Origin of the sequence: Algoriphagus aquimarinus (assembly GCF_007997215.1) — a bacterium.
GTDB lineage: Bacteria > Bacteroidota > Bacteroidia > Cytophagales > Cyclobacteriaceae > Algoriphagus > Algoriphagus aquimarinus_A.
In genome coordinates, this window is the sequence record NZ_VORW01000025.1 from 1 (window position 1) to 21,792 (window position 21,792).

Genomic DNA, 21,792 nt, shown 5'->3' on the forward strand with positions numbered 1-21,792 from the left:
ACGTTCCAACTGCATCGAACTGGTTGTAGTCTGTGCCTAAAGCAAAGCCTTCGTTGTCCAGATCACCTGCATCGTCACCGTTCACAAAGCCAGCATACTCAACTGTCGGAGTTGGTTCTGCATCTCCATAAGTGATGTCTCCAGTTACCGCAGTTACTGCTAGATCCAACTTGCCTACCTCAAAGGTGCTGCTGTTAAGCGGAGTGAAGTTGTAGTTGTTATCCGTTGCTGTTCCTATTGCAATGGTCGTGTTGTACGTTCCAACTGCATCGAACTGGTTGTAGTCTGTGCCTAAAGCAAAGCCTTCGTTGTCCAGATCACCTGCATCGTCACCGTTCACAAAGCCAGCATACTCAACTGTCGGAGTTGGTTCTGCATCTCCATAAGTGATGTCTCCAGTTACCGCAGTTACTGATAAATTCTTTTTTGAAACAAACAAAGTGCCCTGCGTTGAAGCTTGACTCGCTCCATCAGTTAAAAAAATATCAAAATTGTAAGAACCTGCACCTACATTAGCATCAACATTTAAAGTAAGTGTAGCTCCAGGGAATACATCACCACCAGCTGAATTAAATGTTTCAGATGGGCTAAAGCCACCAGAAGTAACACCTGCTGGAAGACCTGAAACACTATACGTTCCATTGACAGTACCATTACTGCCTCTTGTAGAAGTAACAGCGTATGTTGGTGAACTTGCTGTTCCATACGTAGAAGTTCCAGATTGAGAGCCTATAGACACAGTTCCTATTGATCCTGCAGTAGAACCAACAACCACAGTAAAACCCCAACCACCTGCGCTTTGAACGCCAGTACCGTTTGCATATGCAGTAAATGAGTAACTTCCTGAAGCAACACTTGATCCTACAGACACACTAATAGGGAAATCATGGGCAATCCCAGAATTCCCTGTAATAAAAGATATTACTGAACTTGTTAAATTAATTTGACTAGTACCAGTACCAATTGTTATTGATGGTGAACCTGTATTAATAAATGTTAATGAAACAGCAATAGTTCCGTTATTTTTAGGTGCATCAACGGTAACACCAAGAGTGGTATTGTTGCTCCCTCCTGGTGAAAGACTGACCGTATTACTTTTGCTAGATGTAGTATTGTAACCAAAGGAACCTGAATCAGTAAACGTCCAGCTAGCCTCTGACCCCATGTTTCCATGAGCTTCCAAATTCAATGTTGCACCCAATGCATCACCTTCTTCTGCTGTAGGCACATACCATGAAGTTGTAAACTCACCATTAGCATCAGCAATAACTGTCCAGGGTTCATGATAACCAGGATCTGACCCTAAGGGATCACCATCAGCATGATAAACATGGAGGTCTACTTCTTCTCCCGGTTGGAATCCTAGACCAGTGATAATTGCAGTAGATCCAGGAGAATAATCGTTCTTATCCGTAGTAACTGTAGCGGTACCGCCTTGGGCATTTACAGGAAAAGTGTTCCCAAGAAAAAACAGGAAAACCAAACTCAACAACCCTAAAACCGAGGTTTTGTATAAATTTTTCATAGGCTATTTCTTAAAAAATCCCACTCAAGCTGTCGACTAAACTCACTTACTAAAAAACACTAGTCCTCAATGGCTTAACTAGAATCATTAATCGTATTTAACAACATAGCTAAGAAAAAAAATTGTTATTTAAAAACACTTTTATGCAATACATATAATTTTTTATGCTTTTCGTGACAAAATTTAACTTTCAAACACTTTCGGAAATTGAAAAAACCGAATTAATGATGCTTTCACAATACTTTCGTCGCGTGTAATGAATTATAGCAAAACTTTAATCCCTTTTCTAAAAGTCGTGATAGAATAATAGCCAATTATCAAAAAGAAAAATCTACCAGGTACTTGACCAAAAAATGCATGAAACATCTCCCTCCTTTAAATCTTTGAAAACAATTTTTGAATGAGGTAGTTTTTACCTCCGAGCTACTACTCTTAAAAGTGAATTTTCACTTATAACTTAGACTACCCTTTGCTATTCATGGCTATAAATCCTAGTTCATTTGTCTGATGAGGCCTTAAAATTTACTAACTCAGAGCTCGCCTTAATCAAGGAGTTTATAGAACCGCAATAACCACAATCCATGATTTTATTTCAAAAAAGCAGTGCTTCAAACTATGATATGATTTTTGGTTTTTGAATTTCTTTGATATGTCTCAGAAATCTATTCACTTTTATTTTGGAGAGAACATCTAAATACATTTCTTTGAATAAGAGTTTACTCAGATTACGCGCTCAAAATTACCCTTCAGTCTAACATACCAACACTTCGCCTACTGTCAATGATTAAACTTTCAGAAGACTTAAGTATTCAAAAACTCACGGCTGCAGATCAACCCGAGCTGATTGAATTGATGCAGGAAATTTACATTCCTTCCTACAAACATATTTGGTCTGATTCAGGGGAATGGTATTTGGAACAAATGTATAATCCCGATGCATTTCAAAAAGACTTAGACAACCCAAAAAGCCACTACTATTACGTGCTATATGAAGGTTGGAAAATCGGTATTTTGAAATACAGCTATCCAGAATCGCCCACTTTGATTGATTTCCCTAACTCACTACATCTTCACCGGATTTATATCAGCAAGGAATACCAAGGAAAAGGAGTAGCTGCCCAACTTATGAAAAGGGTTGAGTCCATAGCGCGAGAACGAGGTTTGAAATACATATGGCTAGAAGTGATGGACACTCAGCTTCAGGCTCAGCGTTTCTATAGGAAAATGGGTTTTGAGTGGATTTTCACTTACCACTTAGATTACAAAAAGTTACTTCCAAAGTATCGAGGCATTCAAATCTTGAGAAAAAGCTTGACCTAATATCGAAGATTGGATTTTAGACATAGAACTGACAATCGCATATTTCAGCATGAAGATTGAATCAGTAATTTTAAGAAATTGAAACTATGCTGAAATCCATACTCTTTTCTGTTTTGTCACTAGTCATCGTTACTCTTGTCATATTTTTTTCAGAAGGAAAGTCTGAAACGAAATCAAAACAATTGGCTCAATCTGCCTAATTCAGTCTTGCTGATGACTCGGAGGAAAAGCAATTGGTGGGAGTATATTTTATGCCATCATGGAATACACCACCTAATCCAGCTGTAGATCGTGATAGTTTCTGGTCTTGCCTCACGGGTCAAGATGACTGTGCGAGTTTACAAAACACTGGAATATGGGGCCCAAAAGGAAGAATCTATAATGCTGGAAATCCCTATGAAGGCCCATATTTAGAGCGAAACCCCATCAAAGAGTTGAAGGGGTTTTATAAGCAAGATGATCCGGAGGTTATCAAAAAGCAACTCGAGTAAATGAAGAGTTATGGGATGGGACATGAGACCTGCTGGCGGCACTTGGCCTCAGCCATCTGGATCCCCAAGTGAACCTCAGAAAGACAGAGTTCACAGCGACAAAAACTCGTTCACAGCCATGCTCAAGGAGTCTCAGAAAACCTCGAGGAAATATCGTTCCAGCAACGGAAACACAGTAATGATCTGCTGCTGGAACGAGTATTTGGAAGGTAATTACATAGAGCCTACCGAAGGACACGGATTCGATTACTTAGAAGCTATACAAAACGCATTCGGTAACTAATCCAGTTAAAGAGCTTCTTCAAGTGCTTTCCTGATTTTAGTGAATTCATCCTTGACGGAAGAAAAACCGTCTGTTTTGATATTTTCCATTAATGCACCAATCATTTCAAAGTGCTCCAGTTCCGCTACTTTTTGGCCCTTGTTTCCAGCCAGATCCCAAAGCTTCAAGTATTCATGAGTAATTTCTCCATCCTTGGGCTTGGTAATACCCAACAGAAACTGAGTCAACATAATATTAGCATAATGAGACATCATCCAGAAGTCATCTTTCTTTTTTGTGTCCTCATTTATTCCATCGAAAATCTTCTGCATTGCCTTCCTAGCATCCAAATCAATTAATCGAATACTGTCTTTGCCTTGTAGTAAACTCTGAATTCGTGCAAGTGTCAACCAATTGGTCAATGGATAAGCATCTTTATTTTCAGAAGATATACTGGCTTCCTTATAGGCATTGATCGACTGCGCCAGTGCTTCCATTACATCTTTTTGTGATGAGCCATTGAGCAAATGCATTTTACGTTTATAAGCACTTCCGATCAAAGACCATCTTTCCGCACTTGCTCCAAAATGATTCCCAAGCCCCTCTAGATCAGTGATTACTTTGTCTATCATTTTGACTGCTTCCTTTAAGTCAATTTTCTTAGCAGCAAATTTCTGAAGGGAAAGTTTGGCTTGAATATTACAGTATTTCTCAAATCCCTTGATAGTGTATTCTGATTTTTTGGATTTCATGAGTTTCTCGAAGCAGTCACATGATTTCTCATATTCCTGCAATCCAGCATAGATTCCTGCAGATAACTCCTGTATTCTATCAGTGAGCATGTTTCTGTTTTTCATCTTTTCCAAAACCAGATCAATCCGTGTAAGGATGTATTCATGATCATAATTATTGGCAGCCATAGACTCGAAGGTATTCTGAAGCTCTATCTCCACTTCCTCGCTCACCAATAAATCATCTTCATTTCCTTGGCCCGAACCGTCTTCAGTCAGTTTATAAAAGGGATCTCCATAGCACTGAAAGGCTCCCCAGGTATTGGTCCTATGGCCAAATTCTTCGTAAATCCTTTTCCTTGCCCGCTTCACGGATTCACCAAATCCCAACCCATCGAACATGTTACTATAAAACAATTGGGAAAACTTCAGAGCCGCAGCATCGTCCACAGCCCATCCGGCCACGATCACTGCCCTGGCTCCATTGTAGATAAGCTGGGTTCCAATATTGGCAGCAAACTTATTTCTATATAAGCTTCCCTCCTCTGCTTTCTTATCTATCAATCCAAGGTAACAGCAGTTCACAAAAACTAACTCAGCTGAAGAACTCATCCCTGCTATCTGGCTTGGCGTCAAAAAAGTATCGTTGCCTATCACCATTCCTGTAGAGCGGTTTGGCCCATGTCTGTATACGCCATGACCAGCCAGGTGTATGATTTTATGATTTCTGGAGAAAAGCTTGAGAATAATATCTGTTGCAGAACTGCTTATTAAGCTTTGGATCTCATAATTATTTTTCTTGAGTATGCCTACTACAGTTTCCGCTTCTCGCAATGCTCCAGGAAGTTGGGGCATAAACTTATCGAGCATGGGATCTCCTACTACCAACGCTGTTTTGGCACTTACCCGCGCTATTTTTTCTCGGAATTGCATGGAAGCAAGCTGTCGAACCATCCCAGTATGTACACAGAGCGGCACCGCATCTACATCTTCTTGGATCATTTCCCAAGGATATTCCGCTGAGGCCACATCCAATATCCAAGAGACATTATTAAGGCGCTTCACTTCCTCCTTGAACTGATAAGGTATTAATAGCTCAAACATGGTTTTTGCTATTTCGGGAGAATATTGATTTTCCAACGTCATCCTTTTTAGCAGCACCTCCAGCGTTTTATCATTAGCCGGCATGTATTCTACCTTCTCACTAGCGCCATTTGAAGCGATGGACATTCGTATGGAATCCTCAAACTCATCCGTCTCTCTTAATTTCAATTCATGACATACGCTCACTCTTGTCCACCAATCATTTGCATAATCATATGGGATTCTCCAGCGCTTGCCTAAGGTATAATTCAGGCCCTTCTCATTGAATACTATATTGAATTCCTTACTGTCATCCACTTCTAAGCGCTGGATAGTTTTTAGGATAGAAAGTGCCTTATCATTGAAAATCTCTATGATTTCCACTTCTTCAATCCCTTTAATCTCTCCTTTGTAAACTCTATCTATACTTTTATTTGCTCTCTGAATACCCAAAATAATGGCGCGCACAGAGCTTTCCGTGGAAAGGCCTCCATAGGCATTTGCAATTGCAATTACAGATATACCATTAATAGCAGGACTGCTATTTTCATCCAGCGAAGTTCTATTTTCTTCTTCTTTTTTGATAGTCAGATACCTAGCAACACCCTTCTCTATGGAGTTCATTAGGGCAAAAGATGATAATTCCCCAGGAACGCCCAAACCTACAATCACTCCTCCTTTAAATGAACGTTTCGCCAAATCCTCGTTAAGGATAATCTGATTTGTGCCAATCGGTCCTGGATACAAACCTAAGCCATGAAGTCTCGTCAACTCACCATCTAACTGACGATCAATCGCGAGCTCTGTAGTGAGAATAGCATCGTATTGAAAATGACCGGCAAGCACTGGATATTTGGCGTATTTCAAATCACCGTGACTCACCGAAACCAGCATTGGCTTTTCTTCATGCCATTTTTCCTCTACCTCTTCCACACCCAAAATGGTATTTATCACTTTCTCTTCACTGATATCAAAAATCTCGGTTTCTGTAGGAGCAAACTCGCGCTCCTCTCCTCTAGATTTTGGAAGGCTATTTTGAAGTCTTTTCGTGCTCCCATAAATCAGCAAATCTTCTATGCCTGCAAACAGATTCTTTTCCTTAGAAAGTCCTCCATGTGTCACATTAGCATAGTAAACTTGCTTCTTGTCATGGAAATCTTTTGGGATTCCCGATGCCCAAGTAACACTCTCATCGCCAGAATTGGTCGCATAGAATTCCAGTTTTCCGTCCTCAATATTCAGATTAGAAACCGTGAAGCTTTTCTTTCCACTCTGACCTGCGATATAGGTTACATTGGAATAGTCAATTTTATCGGCAACTTTCAACACAGCTTCTTGATGCTTGGCAAATTCATCAAGTACCTTTTGGGAAGGTATTGGCCAGGAATTATCACCGGATGCAGCACGCATTCTTTCCCATAATTTCCTGTCAGAGAAATCATGTCTAGCATCTTTACTGATTGGCAAAAGATTAAGAATTCCAGGGAAATTACAGAATACCTCCAAAAGCTCTTTGGTGGAATGCTTGATGTCTATTTTCCCAAGTAATTGGATGAGGCTATCCTTACCAAAAAGAACATAAGGAATACGATAGGAACCACCCAAAGGTGATCCTAAGAATACAGCACGGAATCCGATTGAACTATTAAGTTTCTCCCAAGTAGCCTTATGATACACTATAAAATCCCGAACCAAGACTCCTCCCATACTATGAGCTACGATTTTGATAGGCTGCTTGTGAAGCAAAAGTTCGTTGATCTTAGCTTCAAAAAGAGCAGCGGATTCTTTCAGCGTAATTCTCCAATCAAATTGAAAAGTGACTATATCGTAACTACTGGAAAGTTTGTCTCCAAGATTTCCATAGGAAGTTTTGATCAGTGAATGAGGGGATAGTTTTCCCTTCACATCAGCATCATAGGCCAAATTCTTCAATTCTCCTTTTAGGAAGCGCCAATAATTGATCCAGAGCAAATCATCTTTCTCTCCAATATTTGAGCCCATGATACCGGGAATAATAATAGCAATTGCACGGTTTCCGGACACATTATCACTTTTGTATGCGCCAGACTCTATTCCTGCTATTCCTCTTTCTTTATCTGCAAGCTTCAACTCAAAACCATCCGTAACAGCAGAAAGACCAGCTATCAAAGCTTTTAAGGTGTTTGGAGTACAGAAGTATTTGAAATGATTGATATCACCACTTTTCTCTATATAGACATACACTTTTCCTGAGACTCGTCTCGAACCCCATTTCATGCTTTCGGTGTCTACTACCAAGTCATTTTTCCTCATAAAGAAAAATTTACCCAGAATCACCACAAGCGTCTTAAAGCTTAGACTCAATTCGCCACTTCCTCCCACTACATATAGAGGAAAGTCAATTTTAATTTCTGAAGCTTGGTAATTCATCGCCTTGATGAAAGGTGATTGCGGGTTCATGGCTTCTAATCCAGGCAAAACATCCACATCATCTTTGCAGGCCACCGCCTCCATAAGAAACTCCTTGAAGGCAACGAAAATAGGATTCCCTACCTGTCCTACTGCCAGCCCTACCAGATTGAAGGTGACGTTCAAGAAGATATTAAGTCGATTTGAAGCTAGTGTCGTGCCGTTGGCCGGACATGCCACCCGCACCATAGACTTAACTTTGATTTTTTTGGTTTTAAGAATATCGCTGATTTGCTTGATTACTTTCTGATCAACTACTCTATCATGCTTTTTCAAAAGCTCAATCTCCGTTTCATCAAATCCCCTGGAATCCGTAGAAAATCGAGCCAGCAAATCCGCCAATAAACCACCACGTGAATGACTTACAAGATCCAATTCAATTCCTGAGGGGAGGACTTTAACTAATTCCAGAATATTTTCCAGTGGACTTGCAGTCAGTGTTCTATGCTGGAAGGCAAGCAAATGATTCTTGCCGTAGCCCTTAATCAAGTCCTTCCATTCCTTAGAATCTTTCAAATCTCCGAAGGAACTAAACGTGGAAGAAGCAGTGCCATGCAATAGAAGTAAATAGCGACTGCTTACATCCAGATCTGCTTCTTTGCTCGTTTCGCTAAATTTTAGCTTACCCAATTCTATTTCTGGAGAACAAGCAGCCAGTACACCATATTCAACTTCTTTGAAATCTTCAGCGGGAAAGGCCAATTGCTTGTTTTCCAGGTTTGTGGCCATTTCCAGCATTTTGGGCTTAATGATGTTCTTTTTCACAAAGACCTTCACCAGCTTAATACCTATCTTTTTGATTATCCCCCGATCCTGCTCACTAGATTCTAATTCATCTGGCAAATAGAGTTCATCTCCATCTGCCGAGCGTTTGATTTCCTGCTGAAAAAGTGTGGTTAGGGATTCATTATCCGCCATCCAGACGGTATTGTCTTCAAATTCAAACTCAACTATTTTATTATCATCTATTTCGAGAATTTGCTCGGGTATATCTCCCCTAGTGGGACTTTCCACCGTATATGCCTGATCCAGTTGGTAAAGTTCGAATCCCCGATCATCTCCAGTGAGGTAAGAAGAATGATCCTGTCCTTTAAGCTTGATTTTCAAAGTAGCCATAGGTAAAAATTATTAGATTAATAGTAAAATATCCTTTAACAATGAAGTGCTATGCACGCTCTTAGATTGAGGTTTTGCCAGATTTTTAAGAGTGAGATGAGAAAAAATCATCTCGGAATTATCAAAAATCAATTGACAGTCTAGCCCTACATGCTAGTGACGTCAATCCGAAAACTCCTTACAAATTAAAATTTATTGGGCATAAAAAATCATAAACACCAAATAATCTGATGCATATAGAATTTTCTGCAGTGATGTGGATATTTCTATCTCCTTTGGTGGACGGTACTAGTCCACAAAAAATAATATGTGTATTCGGACACCTGCACGTATGTTCAATCAGGCTTCGACTTGGTTCGACGAGCTCACCAACCGGCGCTCAGCCTCCGGTCAATTTTGGCTTAAAGGGAGAGGGAGGGAATGCGGCGGTGCCGCATTCCCTCCCTCTCCCTAGACTTTAAACTTAAATTCGGTCCCTGAGCGCACTCGAAGGGAAAGGTATTCAAAATATTATTTTGGTAGGTGCATTCAAGCGAATACACACAAAAAATAAAGTCACATCTACTACTAAATATTAAGTATTTGATCTTGCCAAATTCTAAAAAGAGTAACCTAGCCCTACCCCAGCGAATAAAGGCCAAAACCCATTGTTGTTGAAAATTGGATTCAGATTGATTTTCCACATAAATCCGCCATCAGTCGGTACTCTACGGTATCCAAAATTCAAAACCCCCATAACCGATGGAGATCCGTCTATATCTAGTATGAATGCTGTTCCTGAATTACTATTTGAGGTTGGGTTGCAGATGTAATTACCGTTTTGATCTGTGTAGCAATTGTTGTACTCATAAACCTCATTCTTAAAGGCAAGGAAAGTAGCTCCAAAACCCATCTCAAAGAAATGATTACCCTTTCCGTATAATTTATTCACCATTACAGGAAGTGAAAAAAACGAATCTCCTTCCAATGCATATCCTCCAAAACCAAGTCTCATTCCCCATGAATCCATTCTGGTTTTATCAAAGCGAAAATCATAATTGAAACTATATGGAAGCCCAGGCCCTCCTAATTCAATAAAAATAGCTTGAGTTGCTGGTTTGGTTTCAGTATCCTGAGCAAGTGCGATTTGGCCGAAAAGAAGAAGGAAGAAGGCAAATAATAGAGCTTTCATAAAAGTTGGTTTAAGATTAATTAATACGAATTAACGCTTTTCGAACTAATTTGATGTTTAGATTTGATTAAATTTTACACATTCTTAGGTCTAACTAGCCCAAAACTATTCTTTCTCTTAAAAACGGAACCGAAAAAGTTTTAGAATCAACTTCTCCTGTACTTTTAACAAACTGATTATATGCTACGAAAAATACTCCTCGGCATCTTTGCTGCTGCAATGGTTCTCGCAATTGTTTATATGCTAGGTCCGAAGGTGCAACCTCAAGAGCTCACTATAGAATTCCCGGAGGTGCCTACTCGACTGGCTGAACTTCGTAGCTACGTGCAGCAAAGAGAGGACTCCGTGATTGGCCTAAAACAAGGTAATGAAGCCTATATCGTATGGGCAGACAGTTTAAATAAGAGAAAAACGCCCTACTCTATTGTGTATATTCATGGGTTTGGTGCAAGTCCTATGGAAGGAGATCCCGTACATAGATTTCTTGCAGCTCATTTCGGAGCAAATCTTTTTGTCACAAGACTCCCAGATCATGGAATAAGAAGAGAAAATGGGATGGAATACATGAGCGCACAGGCATTGGCCAATGCGGCCGGAGAAGCATACCAGATTGGTAAAAGCCTTGGAGATGAAGTGATCGTGGTAGGTACATCAATGGGAGGAGCATTGACTTTGCTTTTGGCTAGTCAGCAGCCTGACATCAAAGCAGTAGCAGTCTATTCTCCTGCCGTGAGAGATTATGGTGAAAAGCTTTCTGCATTTTTCTCACCTTGGATGGAAAAAATGATGGAGATGACGATGATGAAGAAGAAAATGATTCATCAGCCACGGGAAGGTGAGAAAGCCATGTATTGGTCTGAGGACTATCACATCAATGCTTATGAAAGTCTAGCAATCGTCATGTATAGCAACATGAACGAAAACACCTTCAAAAAAATCAAGCAACCTCTATTTTTAGCCTACTATTATAAGGACAATGAAACCCAAGATATGGTCGTATCAGTACCCAAAATGAAGGAAATGTTTGAGCAGATTTCTACACCTGCAGAATTGAAACGTGAGAAAGCATTTCCAAATGCTGGCGATCACGTGATAGGAAGTTCTATCACTTCAGGAGATTGGGAAGGGGTACTTTTCAGCACAATAGATTTCTTAGAAAATGTGGTGAAAATCCCTGCCAAACCTGAGTTTGAGGAAAAAGTAGACGAGTTGTTGGAAGTGCAAGAATCCATGGGGAAATTGAAGTAATGAAAAGAGGTCATGTTTTACACATGACCTCTTTTATTTTTTACTGGGTTTTTTCGAATCTCTCATTCAAATTTCGCTCGAAAAGGTACGGCTGGTAAATTCAAATTATTTGTCAGGTTGACTTCTGGATTATCAGCCCAGGCGTAACGAATCTCTCCAGACTCCATTCCGGCTGGCAGCGTAATCTTCACTGATTCCTTGTCTGAGATCGATGCCTCTGCTTGTTGAAAGTCCCCTCCTTCTTTTCCTACTATAAATCCCTTCACTGCACCACCATCATTCAATTTGAGTCCATCCCCAACAGATTTGAATTTTAACAGCAACACATTTTCTTGTCTAATAAGTGAGTCAAATTGTGGACCTGATGCAAGATTTTTATCACCAAAAGCGACTTTTTTAGCTTGTAGCCAAAGTCTCTCAGCTACATCTTTTTTGTTTTTGGGATGAATATCACCGGCTTCTCCTATATCGATGATTGTCGCCATTCCAGTCTTTGGTAGTTCTAAAGTCTGAGTTTGCGCATCTCTCAAATATGCCCAATCACTCTCTGCTTGTAGTTCTTTCCGCTCCATGAAATTCGCCAACTGCACGAACAAGAAAGGGAAATCACCCATACCCCAGTCCTCTCTCCAGTTTTTAATCATGGTAGTGAAAAGCATTTTATATTCCTCATGACGTCCGGCATTGCTTTCTCCCTGATACCAAATAGCACCTTTAATAGAGTAATTGGTGATCGGAACTATCATTGCATTATACATCATACCAGGCATCCAATTGTACCATTCCACTTTAGGGAGATGAGGCTCAACAGTAGAATTAGAATACTTCCAGGTGCCTTCCAGAGAGATCTTATTTCCTGACTCCAGCAAATACATTTCACCTTCTTGGCCTATTCTTGGTTGATTATCCCAGGTATTGACCGCTCTAATAGAGAGTACATTGCTTCCTTTTAAGAGCATATCGCTTGGGATTTCCACATCAGGCATGGAAGCGCCCCAGTCTTTGAAATGCAACAATTTTCCATTTAAGTACACATATGCCATTTGATCCAAATACGGCAAATGCAGCGATACATTTTCAGTATCAGAAACCGTGAACTTCTTACGTACCCATGCGATATGTTGCAAGGGATTACCCTGAGGAAGACTGATACTTCTCCAGTTCGAATCGTCATAGGAAATTGAAGTAGCTTTCAATACAGCCAGAGAATCCGGGGTTTTCGCCATAGAATCACGCAGTTGACTATTGGATTCATTCTCTTTCAGCTTAGCATCCCAACTCTCGTTGTTTTTGATGATATCATTAGCTTGCTCATTAAATGAACCTTCCATCTTTGCGAGGATTTCCACATCTGTCCATCCTTCTACGGGAGTCCCGCCCCAGTTTGACTCTATGATCCCTACAGGCACTTTCTTTTCCTGATTATTTAGCTTCGCAAAAAACCATGCTATTGCCGAAAAATCCTTCATATTAACTGAATCAGCTACTTTCCACTCTCCACCTACCACATCGTCTAGTTTTACAGCGCTGTAAGATCGTGGTACTTTGAAAAAACGAATCTGAGGATTGCCTCCTTCAGCAAATTCCTTTTCAGCTCCTATCACTTGGGATTTCAGAATCCATTCCATATTGGATTGTCCGCCAGCCACCCAGACATCACCTATATATACATCGGTGACTTTTTGCTTATTTACTTCCAGCACAAAAGGTCCTCCAGCTGGTAACTTAGGCAGTTTAAGAATCCAAGTACTGTCAGGCTCTACAGTTCCGCTGGTCACTGCTCCTGCAAGACTTACACGTACATTTTTCCCTGGAATACCTCTTCCCCAAACAGAGATAGCCTCATCGCGCTGTACGACCATTCCATCTCCAAATAGCTTAGGCAGGGACACCTGTGAATCAAATTTTGAGGACTCGCAGGCAAAAAGGAGAAGAAGGGTAAATAGTTTCCAGGTATGTTTCATAGGGCAAGATTAATTCTTGTGGGAAATTGCCTAAAAAATCTGAAACATCTAAGCATAATACCGTTCGTTATGAAGCTAGTAGCTTAATTTCTATGCTTTATCCAAAGGAAGACTTTAGGTGGAAGACCGAAGTCTAACTTTGGGACTTACGAGATTGTGCCAGTGCGATATTGAAATCCTTTTGAAACTTACTGACTTATGGCTTCTAATGAATTTGCTAAATAGGCAAAAGGAGCATTCCAGTTAATTGCAATTTCGTTGGAAGCATAGCTGCAGCTTTCGTCAGTATAGGACTCATCAGCAAAGGAACTGCTGTAAGTACATCCATCTTGCTGTCCAGGGTTTGGTCCGCCCACAATAAATCCTGGCAAAGGTGGTAAATCAGGTCTTGATACAGCTAATCTATGATGAGGATGAAGAGGTGTTTTACTTCCAAAGCCCGTGACATAAGAATAGCCTGTAGCATTTCTCCCTAAAATATAATCCAAATTATCATAGGCACCATCCAAAAATGCACGCTCACCACTTTGCTTATAAGCATATAGCAAGAGTATCCCTTGATTGGCAGCAACAGCAGTAGAGCCCCATTTAAAATTGGTCTCATTAGTCTCAATTGGACTTTGAAATGCCTTACTAGCTACTCCCTCAAGTTGAGTTCTGGCGCCAGCCAGCAGATTTATTTTAAGAACTGCCATCCATTCTTGAGGAAAAAGAGTAATGCTGTCTTGATGCCTGAGTAAGGAATAGTAACCTAGCCAAGAGACTTGATTCCACGATGGGAGTTTAAAGCTCTGATCTGCATCAGCCAATTCTTCCCAGTATATCAAATTATGCGTTGTGACAAACAGCTCTGAGGCCGCCCAAATACGTTCATCTGTCGCACTAAAATCTCCATAGGCGCCTGTTACCACATCTGGATCAAAAGCCTCGTTCATTACATTTTGGTTGTACAGCACTTCGGGATTTGTTTTCGCCCAGTTCCATGCTTTTTCAGCAGCTTTCAAATAGGTGACTGATTCTTCAGGAAAGTAGGATTTGTAAACGCGGGAAGCTTGAGCCATCACTGCAGCAAAGTCCAATGTTGCCGTCGTGCTTTTAGCTACCATATATCGCTGCGAAACAGCCAAATGTGGCTCTACCATTCCTTCAAATTTGGCAGTGGTAAGCTTATGATAAACTCCTCCATCACCTGCATCCTGCATGGTGATCATCCAATCCAGATTCCATCGGATCTCATCCAATAAATCCGGAATCTGATTTCCGGACTCAGGAATATTCAATTCTAGTTTTTGAAAATAACCTGGGTAATCCTCGTAAAGAGACAGCAGTGTCCCGACTGTGATTCCAGAGTTTACCACATATTTATTATAATCACCGGCATCATACCAGCCAAATGGCGAGGAAACTAAATCCCCTGCTTTTCTAGTATCTGAAACTGCCGAAGGATGAATCATCACCTGATCGTCTGGATGTCCTAGCCGTCTTGCCCAGATTCCTGCCTGAGCTTTATCCAATTCAATACCCGCACGCTGGAAGTAGAAAGCTTTAAGACTAGCTTTCCCTAGTTGTTCATTCACGTGCTCAGCAATCTCAAATGGGTAAGATTTACTTACTCCCGTCAATACAAACACATATTTACCAGCTTGGCTAAATTCAGAGAAATCAGCCACTCTCGAACTTTTTCCAGAAAGTGTCTTGGTAGTCTTCTTGGCTAATTTCCCTTCGAAGACAACGTCCCTTGTATCTAAATCCCAAATCACAAAGTCTTCTACATCTTCATGATTTAAGATCACTGCGATTTTTTGTTGCTCAGGATAAAAGCCAATCTGGTTAAGACGAATTGATTCATCAACAGGTAGATTTGCATCTATCATTGGAGCTTTACAAGCCCATTGGATCAAAAGCAAACCAAAGAATATTAAATACCTACTTTTCATATTACTTAACAAGTTGAATTTCAATTTTTTACTAGTAAATATTTTAATCAATACGCGTACTTAAAAACGCCATCATTCGGTACACCTATCCAGATTAGATTACCGATTGTAACTACAGCGCTAATATTAGATCTAAGCTGAATCCCCGCTTTATTCGGCTCAACAAGATCCCATTTTCCTTGAGAATTCTTATGTAGCAACCAGCCCGGATTTGCATCTAGTCTACCGATTTTTAGCCTTGCATTTTCTTGATTTCCGAGAAGCAACAAATCAAAACCTTGGGCTGACTTCAAAGCAGCAATCGCCTGAATTGGGGAAGATTGAACAAGTATTGGTAAGCTTACTTCCTCGAAAACACCATTCCTTAAAGTGTACATTTTCGTCTCAAGGGTTTGCACCTCTATTTTTCTAGCTTTTTCCAACTCTTGTGGAGTCAGAATATCCTGAATCTTTGCTTTGGAGAACTTTTCATGAGTAGGGAAAAGCGCCTTCTTTTTATATAGCTGAGCTGCTAGCTCGTCTCGGGAAAAGAAAGGATATTCCTCACCCATCACAGGGAAAGTCATTAGTGGATCGATGGATCCGTTAGTATCAAAATCTTCGAAATAGATTCGAACTGGATTATTTGCATCAGTTTGCAACCGTGAATTCAAGCCCCAATTCCCCGATAGCAATTCAGGATTCCCATCCTCATCCAGATCCTGAATGAGTATAGATGACCAAAGACCAGATTTCCCCCCAGGTAGAAATTCTTCTGAGCGATCTTGAATCTTCCCATCAATTAAGCTTAGTATTCGGATTCTATCAAACTCAGATGCTACTATCAACTCATCCAATCCATCTTGGTCTAGATCATAAGTTTGGGAAGCTTTCACTCTGGAGATATTTTCAAGAGAAATAGGCGTAAAAACCCCCTTTCCTCCATTTATCCAAACTTGGCTAGGAACAGATTGCGGCCATCTTCCAGGTACATAGCCTGAACCTACAAATAGATCATCCAGTCCATCGCCATTTGCATCCCATGCAGTTACATTCTCCGAAGGAAGTACACCAAAATCCATCTTGGATTCGGTGAAAACTCCTTTTCCATCATTGATCAAAAGCACATCTTGCTGTCTGGAGTCTCTTTCGTCCAAATCAAAATATCCACCTTTGGCCACATAGAGATCTAAATCAGAATCTCCATCAGCATCAAAAGCCGTAATGGAAGTGATGGTAGGAGAATCTGAAGTATATATTTGGTAATTATTCTTACCAGTTGAAATGCCTTCCTTCGAAACAGAAATCACTGTCGTACCATTCGCGATAATCACTTCTGACTCTCTATCCCCATTCAAATCAGCTTCAATCAGTGACACTTTCTCCTGTGAAAGACTATAGAGCAACTGAGACTGCCGCTTGAAATCATTCGGAAGCACAGCTTTAGAGCCATTTGTATACTGCCCTAGCTGAGTGAATTTGTAAAGTTTCAGATTTTCTTCAGAAACTTCATTAACAGCATCAGCTTCAATTAATTCAAGAACCTGATTCACTTCTGGATTCTTAATTCTTGTGATCTTTCTATTCTTCCAGCGTACTTCTAAAGAGTCCACTTTTCCTTCTCCCAAACCAAAGTGCAAAACAGCACTTACGTTACCCTGATAGCCCTTGTAAATCTGCTGCTCCTGATAGTTGAGTTGGCCATTTTGATAGACACTTACTTTAGCTCCTACTCCGTCGGAATTTCCTTCCAAGCCTTTTAGTCTAAGCTGTATGTAATTCGAATTGCTAGTTTCCGAAGTTCGGTTTTTGAAAATCTGCGCCGGTTCATTCAGATTATTGATCACCAAATCCAGATCTCCATCCTGATCCAAATCCGCATAAACTGCTCCGTTGGAATTGCCAGGATTATTCAATCCCCAACTTTCGGATTGATTTTCAAATTGAATTCCGTTGATATTTCTAAAGCCATAATTACCAACTTTTGTAGCTGGCATTTTCTTGATCAATTCATTGATACCTTTGGCTGTGACTTTAGTGTTTTGAAGATATTCATTTCTATAATTGATGAAATCAAGATTTGTAAAATCCTTCAAAAACCCATTGCTGACGAACAGATCTGTAAAGCCATCGTTGTCAAAATCAGCAAATAATGGAGCCCAACTCCAGTCCGTGGCACTTATTCCAGCCAGTTGACCAATCTCCGAGAATGTCCCATCTCCATTATTCAACTGAAGCATATTGCGCATCAACTGATGATGAAGTCCAGCCTCTAGAAATAAATTGTAATGCTCGTAGTTTTCAGGAGTGAAAAGCAACTTTTGTCTGGCATTATCTTCTGGAAGCATATCCAAACTGATCAAGTCAAGCTTGCCATCCCGATTGATATCGGCGGCATCCACTCCCATAGTGTATAGACTCGTATGGCCGATTGCCTCTTTCACTTGATTGACAAAAGTGCCATCACCCTGATTGATGTAGAGGTAATCAGGTGCGGAATAGTCATTTCCCAGATATATATCAGGAAAACCATCTCCGTTAAAATCAGCAATAGAAGCGCCCAAACCGTAACTCAAACCTGTTTCAGTCAATCCAGACTCTTTGGTGGCATTCTTAAAAACCCCATTATCATTACGATAAATCTTTGTACTGCTCATTGAGTCAGCTGAATTCAGCATCGTCTCGAAAGCATTGATGTTTAGGTAATTGAAAAGTTTAGGGTTGTGATTGAGCAGGAGCATATCCAAATCACCATCCAGATCTAGATCAGAAAAATAAGCGGAGGTACTGAAACCTGTATCATCCAATCCATAGTCTCCAGCCATTTCCTTAAAAAATGGAATTCCTTGTCCATCCAATCCTTGATTAACAAAAAGTTGATTTCTTCGCAGCTCTTCTGGTAAATCTCCAGAATAACATACATAAATATCTTTAAGGCCATCCCCGTTAATATCAACGATGGCTGTGCCTGTAGTCCAGGAGTTATCTCTTCCGCCTGTTCCTGTAGCCAAGGTAATGTCTCTAAATTTCAGGTTTCCCTGATTCAAAAAAAGCTTATTTTGACCTTGATTGGCCGTAAAATATAGATCCTCCCAACCGTCATTATTCAAATCACCAACCGCAACGCCTCCACCATTATAGAAATATTGATAGGTAAGAATGTTGGCAGCTTCTGTTTCTTGGATTTGATTGGCAAAAGTAAGGTGAGTAGAATCTGGGCTTACCTCTTCAAAAAGTGTTGGTGTCGCATCCTCAATTTTTTCCTGACAACCAGCAAATAAGCATACTGCTCCCAGTGCAATGACTTGGAGTGATTTTACTACTTTATTGTTTGTAAATATGAGTTGGGGGTTCAAGTTTAAGGATGAATTAGACTGTTAGGAAAGCTTTACTTCTTGATATCCTAATTTGTTATTGCGCTCTCTGCGCTAACCTTTGTGCACTCTGCGGTAAATTACAAAAATACGATTTAGAAAAAATCTCCGAGGTAAAACGCTTTACCCCGGAGATCAGATTAATAAACCTCTTATTCTATACTATTTAATTAACTGCTCTTACCACTCTAATATTATCCACGCCTAGAACAGCCTGGATATCATTTGAAGTAGTGTTGGTCACCACCAATCTTAGTTGTTTTGTGGAACCGTCACCTTTCAAGAAATCTCCGTAAGTGTTTAGTCTAGTGGAACCGTTCGTCAGTCTTGTCATATTAGCTGACAAGGTGTACCAGGAACCATCAGTAGTTTTTATAAAATCTTTCATCGGGATGTTATAACTCAACTCGTTGCCTTGGCTATCTGGATACCAAATTTGCATTTCTAGTCCCGCAATAGATGCAGAAGTGTTGATTGCAACTTCAAAACGTATATCAAAATTGGTAGCTGGAGTATTTGGCTCATATCCTTCACCAACAGGGAAGATTTGTACGCCACCCCAGTTTGCTAGGTTGATAACCTTATCGTTGTTCCAGCCATAACCACCAGGAAAAGCTTGATTCATTCCCGCGAAACTACCTTCTAAACTAGAGATACCTGGCTGGGAAGGCTGGATCATATCACCTGATATTCCCCATCCCCAGTTCCAAGGCCACTCTAATGCACCATTAGTATCGAAATCAGCAACCATACCTTTTTCAGCATAGATCTGCGTGTTTCTATTGGTAGCAGATCCTCCTGATTTGGTCACTACCCTTATGGATTGACCTTCAGAGTAATCTACATTATCAGGCACTTTGACTGTAAGGGTAGATCCTGCAGCGTTGGTAGTAAATCCTGAAGTCACAAACACATCTTCACCTGGGAAGTAAACAGTATCAACGAAGTAAAAATATCTACCAAAAAGGGTAAGATCATCACCAGATTTCACATACTGGTTTTTTACTTGAAGCACCTGTGGAGCTGGAGGAAGCGTCTGGAATTCCATGATTGCTTCACCCGCTTTGTTTACCAATCTCAAGGTATTTGGCACATTAGGATTAGTTGCTACTGTAGGAACAGAATCTCCTACTGTCACGATCACCGTATTGTTGGTCACATAGGCCGTGTTAACTCCAAGTGGATAGTCGTTCAAATACACTTGCTGTGTACCCAAAAGATTATTACCCAGAATAGCAATTGTACTACCTAGAGTAGCAGAAGTAAATGCACTATCTGCTGTGCTAGGATCTGTATTTCGAACACGCTCAATAGTAGGCGGTCCTACGTTTATTTCGTCCTCTTCCTTACATGCACCCAGTGCAAGTACCATTACTAGTGCTGTCGCAACAAGTAGGGAGTGTGAGGATCTTATATTATTTATGATTTTCATGTGTTTAATATTTCAATGTAAGTCCACAAATCAATTATCTGCCGAGAAATCATACGGTACAGCAGGCTTTCTCAAGTTTGGTGCTCTTGACAATTCCGAAGAAGGAATTGGAATCTTGAAATTAGATTCGCTCACAGCAAAGAATCTTGGAGAAGTGTCATCCGTAGGGATCTCAATTTCCCATAGCGTAGGATCAGGAATCTGATCAGCATAGATTCTGAACGTTCCACGATCTTGGTTAGAAAGTATGCTGTACGCTTTAGCTGGATCGTAGTACTCAAGTTTGGTAAACTCATACCAAGCCTGACCTTCCATTGCAAACTCTTTGATTCGCTCTTCAAACACATCTTGCCAAGTCACAGAAGTCAGTGCATTTACACCAGCTCTTTTTCTAACTAGATTGACATATTTCAAAGCCTCTCCTGGATTTTTATCCAAAACAGCCTCAGCATAAGTCAAGTAAACATCAGCCAATCGAAGGATATAAGTATTGATCTCAGTACCCTGCTGAACGACTTTACCATCGTTATCTTCAGGTCTTCCTACCACATACTTTTTCACCCAAGCTCTAGAATTGTATGCTCTGCTGCCATCAAGGCTACGTGCAGGCACTTCTAGTGGCTGAGCAGATCCTCCTGGAGGAACTTGAGTAATGTATGAATAGTGCTCTCCCGGGAACATGAAACTACCTTTTCTTCTCTTGTCAAAGACTAGGTCATCATACATGTCCAGCATCCACTTAGATGCTCCGATATCTCCACCCCATCCGTCACCGAAACCAGTGATTTCAGATCCAAATGCAAGGAACGCCTGTACTGAATTTTGAGCACCCCACTGGCCAGCCTGACCAGCATTATACACCCACTGAAGTGCAGCAAGCGTCTCTACGTTGTTGTTATTTGCAGTTTTGAAAAGGTCTTCATATTCAGGCATCAATGATGCACCGCTGTTATCGATTACTCTTTTAGCAAAATATGCAGCAGAATCCAAGTCACTTTGATTTCTGCTTCCAGAAACACCTGCTTTAGTCAGGTACATTTTGGCAAGCATACCTTCTGCAGACCACTTAGTCAAACGACCATTCAAAACTGAATTCTCAGGAAGGTTGTCCACTGCATACCGGAAATCCTTGATGATAAATTGCCACACGGTTTCTTCCGTATTTCTAGCAATAGTAGTATCCTGCAAAAGAGCAGTATTGTTCGTAATAATCGGAACAGGGCCCCAGTTTTGAACCAGGTAAGAATAAGCTAGACCACGCATGAATCTACCCTCTGCAATACCGTGATTTTTGATACGATCTGTTACTTCTTCACCAGCATATGCATTGATGTTATTGATCAATGAATTTGACTGAGCTACTACGTTATAGAAAGCTCTCCATGAGGTACCATTTTCTGCAGTTTCTCCTGTAGTATTGAATCGTACGTTTTCGAGCTGATAAGATCCTGAGGTAAGCGTACCACCTCTGGCATCTCCAATACCGTGACTTGCTTTATCATTGTAAGCAAACCAAACCATGTTGTATAGCGGTGCTGATGCAGCCAATATCTGATCATCAGTTTTGTAGAAGTTAGCATCTACAATCGCGTCCAATGGTGGTCTATCCAAGAAATCTTCTGAACAGCTCACCATTCCTCCAAGTAGCAAAGTAGCTCCAAGGACTAATTTTTGGAATTTCGTGTTTGTTTTCATTTGTTTTTGATTTTTG

Annotated in this window: 12 protein-coding genes; 4 read left to right on the forward strand and 8 right to left on the reverse strand. The window is 40.5% G+C overall.

Annotated elements, in window-relative coordinates; genetic code table 11:
• Positions 1-1,525, reverse strand: a 1,525-nt coding sequence (locus tag ESV85_RS20185) for an MBG domain-containing protein (RefSeq protein ID WP_146920844.1), incomplete at its 3' end; no start/stop codon positions are given.
• 780 nt (positions 1,526-2,305) lie between these two features.
• On the opposite strand from ESV85_RS20185, the gene ESV85_RS20190 reads away from it, so the two are divergent.
• The 3 genes from ESV85_RS20190 to ESV85_RS22605 all read left to right on the forward strand — a co-directional run bounded on the left by ESV85_RS20190 (position 2,306) and on the right by ESV85_RS22605 (position 3,619).
• Positions 2,306-2,845: a GNAT family N-acetyltransferase gene (locus tag ESV85_RS20190; protein ID WP_146920846.1), complete on the forward strand. Its 540-nt coding sequence runs from the start codon at positions 2,306-2,308 to the stop codon at positions 2,843-2,845.
• Between the two features lie 251 nt (positions 2,846-3,096).
• Positions 3,097-3,336, forward strand: coding sequence for a hypothetical protein (locus ESV85_RS22600; RefSeq protein ID WP_223276065.1), 240 nt, complete (start codon positions 3,097-3,099; stop codon positions 3,334-3,336).
• 10 nt (positions 3,337-3,346) lie between these two features.
• Positions 3,347-3,619 carry a glycoside hydrolase family 99-like domain-containing protein gene (locus tag ESV85_RS22605; protein ID WP_223276066.1) on the forward strand — a complete coding sequence of 91 codons (273 nt, stop codon included), beginning with the start codon at positions 3,347-3,349 and terminating at the stop codon, positions 3,617-3,619.
• A gap of 5 nt (positions 3,620-3,624) precedes the next feature.
• Here ESV85_RS22605 and ESV85_RS20200 read toward each other — a convergent pair whose 3' ends face one another.
• Positions 3,625-8,976 carry a CHAT domain-containing protein gene (locus ESV85_RS20200; protein ID WP_146920848.1) on the reverse strand — a complete coding sequence of 1,784 codons (5,352 nt, stop codon included), beginning with the start codon at positions 8,974-8,976 and terminating at the stop codon, positions 3,625-3,627.
• A 598-nt stretch (positions 8,977-9,574) separates the two neighbouring features.
• On the reverse strand, positions 9,575-10,147 hold the full coding sequence (locus ESV85_RS20205) for a hypothetical protein (RefSeq protein WP_223276067.1): 573 nt from the start codon (positions 10,145-10,147) through the stop codon (positions 9,575-9,577).
• A 180-nt stretch (positions 10,148-10,327) separates the two neighbouring features.
• Here ESV85_RS20205 and ESV85_RS20210 point away from each other — a divergent pair, with 180 nt between their 5' ends.
• Entirely contained in the window at positions 10,328-11,395 is a 1,068-nt protein-coding gene (locus tag ESV85_RS20210) for an alpha/beta hydrolase (protein WP_146920850.1), read from the forward strand.
• A 62-nt stretch (positions 11,396-11,457) separates the two neighbouring features.
• Here the strand turns inward: ESV85_RS20210 and ESV85_RS20215 are convergent, their stop codons facing one another.
• The 5 genes from ESV85_RS20215 to ESV85_RS20235 all read right to left on the reverse strand — a co-directional run bounded on the left by ESV85_RS20215 (position 11,458) and on the right by ESV85_RS20235 (position 21,776).
• On the reverse strand, positions 11,458-13,359 hold the full coding sequence (locus ESV85_RS20215; RefSeq protein ID WP_146920852.1) for a sialate O-acetylesterase: 1,902 nt from the start codon (positions 13,357-13,359) through the stop codon (positions 11,458-11,460).
• Between the two features lie 188 nt (positions 13,360-13,547).
• Positions 13,548-15,296 (reverse strand): glycoside hydrolase family 9 protein, encoded by a 1,749-nt coding sequence (locus tag ESV85_RS20220; RefSeq protein WP_146920854.1) that lies wholly within the window; start codon positions 15,294-15,296, stop codon positions 13,548-13,550.
• A gap of 47 nt (positions 15,297-15,343) precedes the next feature.
• Positions 15,344-18,631, reverse strand: coding sequence for a VCBS repeat-containing protein (locus ESV85_RS20225; protein WP_146920856.1), 3,288 nt, complete (start codon positions 18,629-18,631; stop codon positions 15,344-15,346).
• Positions 18,632-18,815: 184 nt separating this feature from the next.
• Positions 18,816-20,081 carry a glycan-binding surface protein gene (locus tag ESV85_RS20230; RefSeq protein ID WP_146920858.1) on the reverse strand — a complete coding sequence of 422 codons (1,266 nt, stop codon included), beginning with the start codon at positions 20,079-20,081 and terminating at the stop codon, positions 18,816-18,818.
• 30 nt (positions 20,082-20,111) lie between these two features.
• On the reverse strand, positions 20,112-21,776 hold the full coding sequence (locus ESV85_RS20235) for a RagB/SusD family nutrient uptake outer membrane protein (RefSeq protein ID WP_146920860.1): 1,665 nt from the start codon (positions 21,774-21,776) through the stop codon (positions 20,112-20,114).
• Between the last annotated feature and the right edge of the window lie 16 nt (positions 21,777-21,792).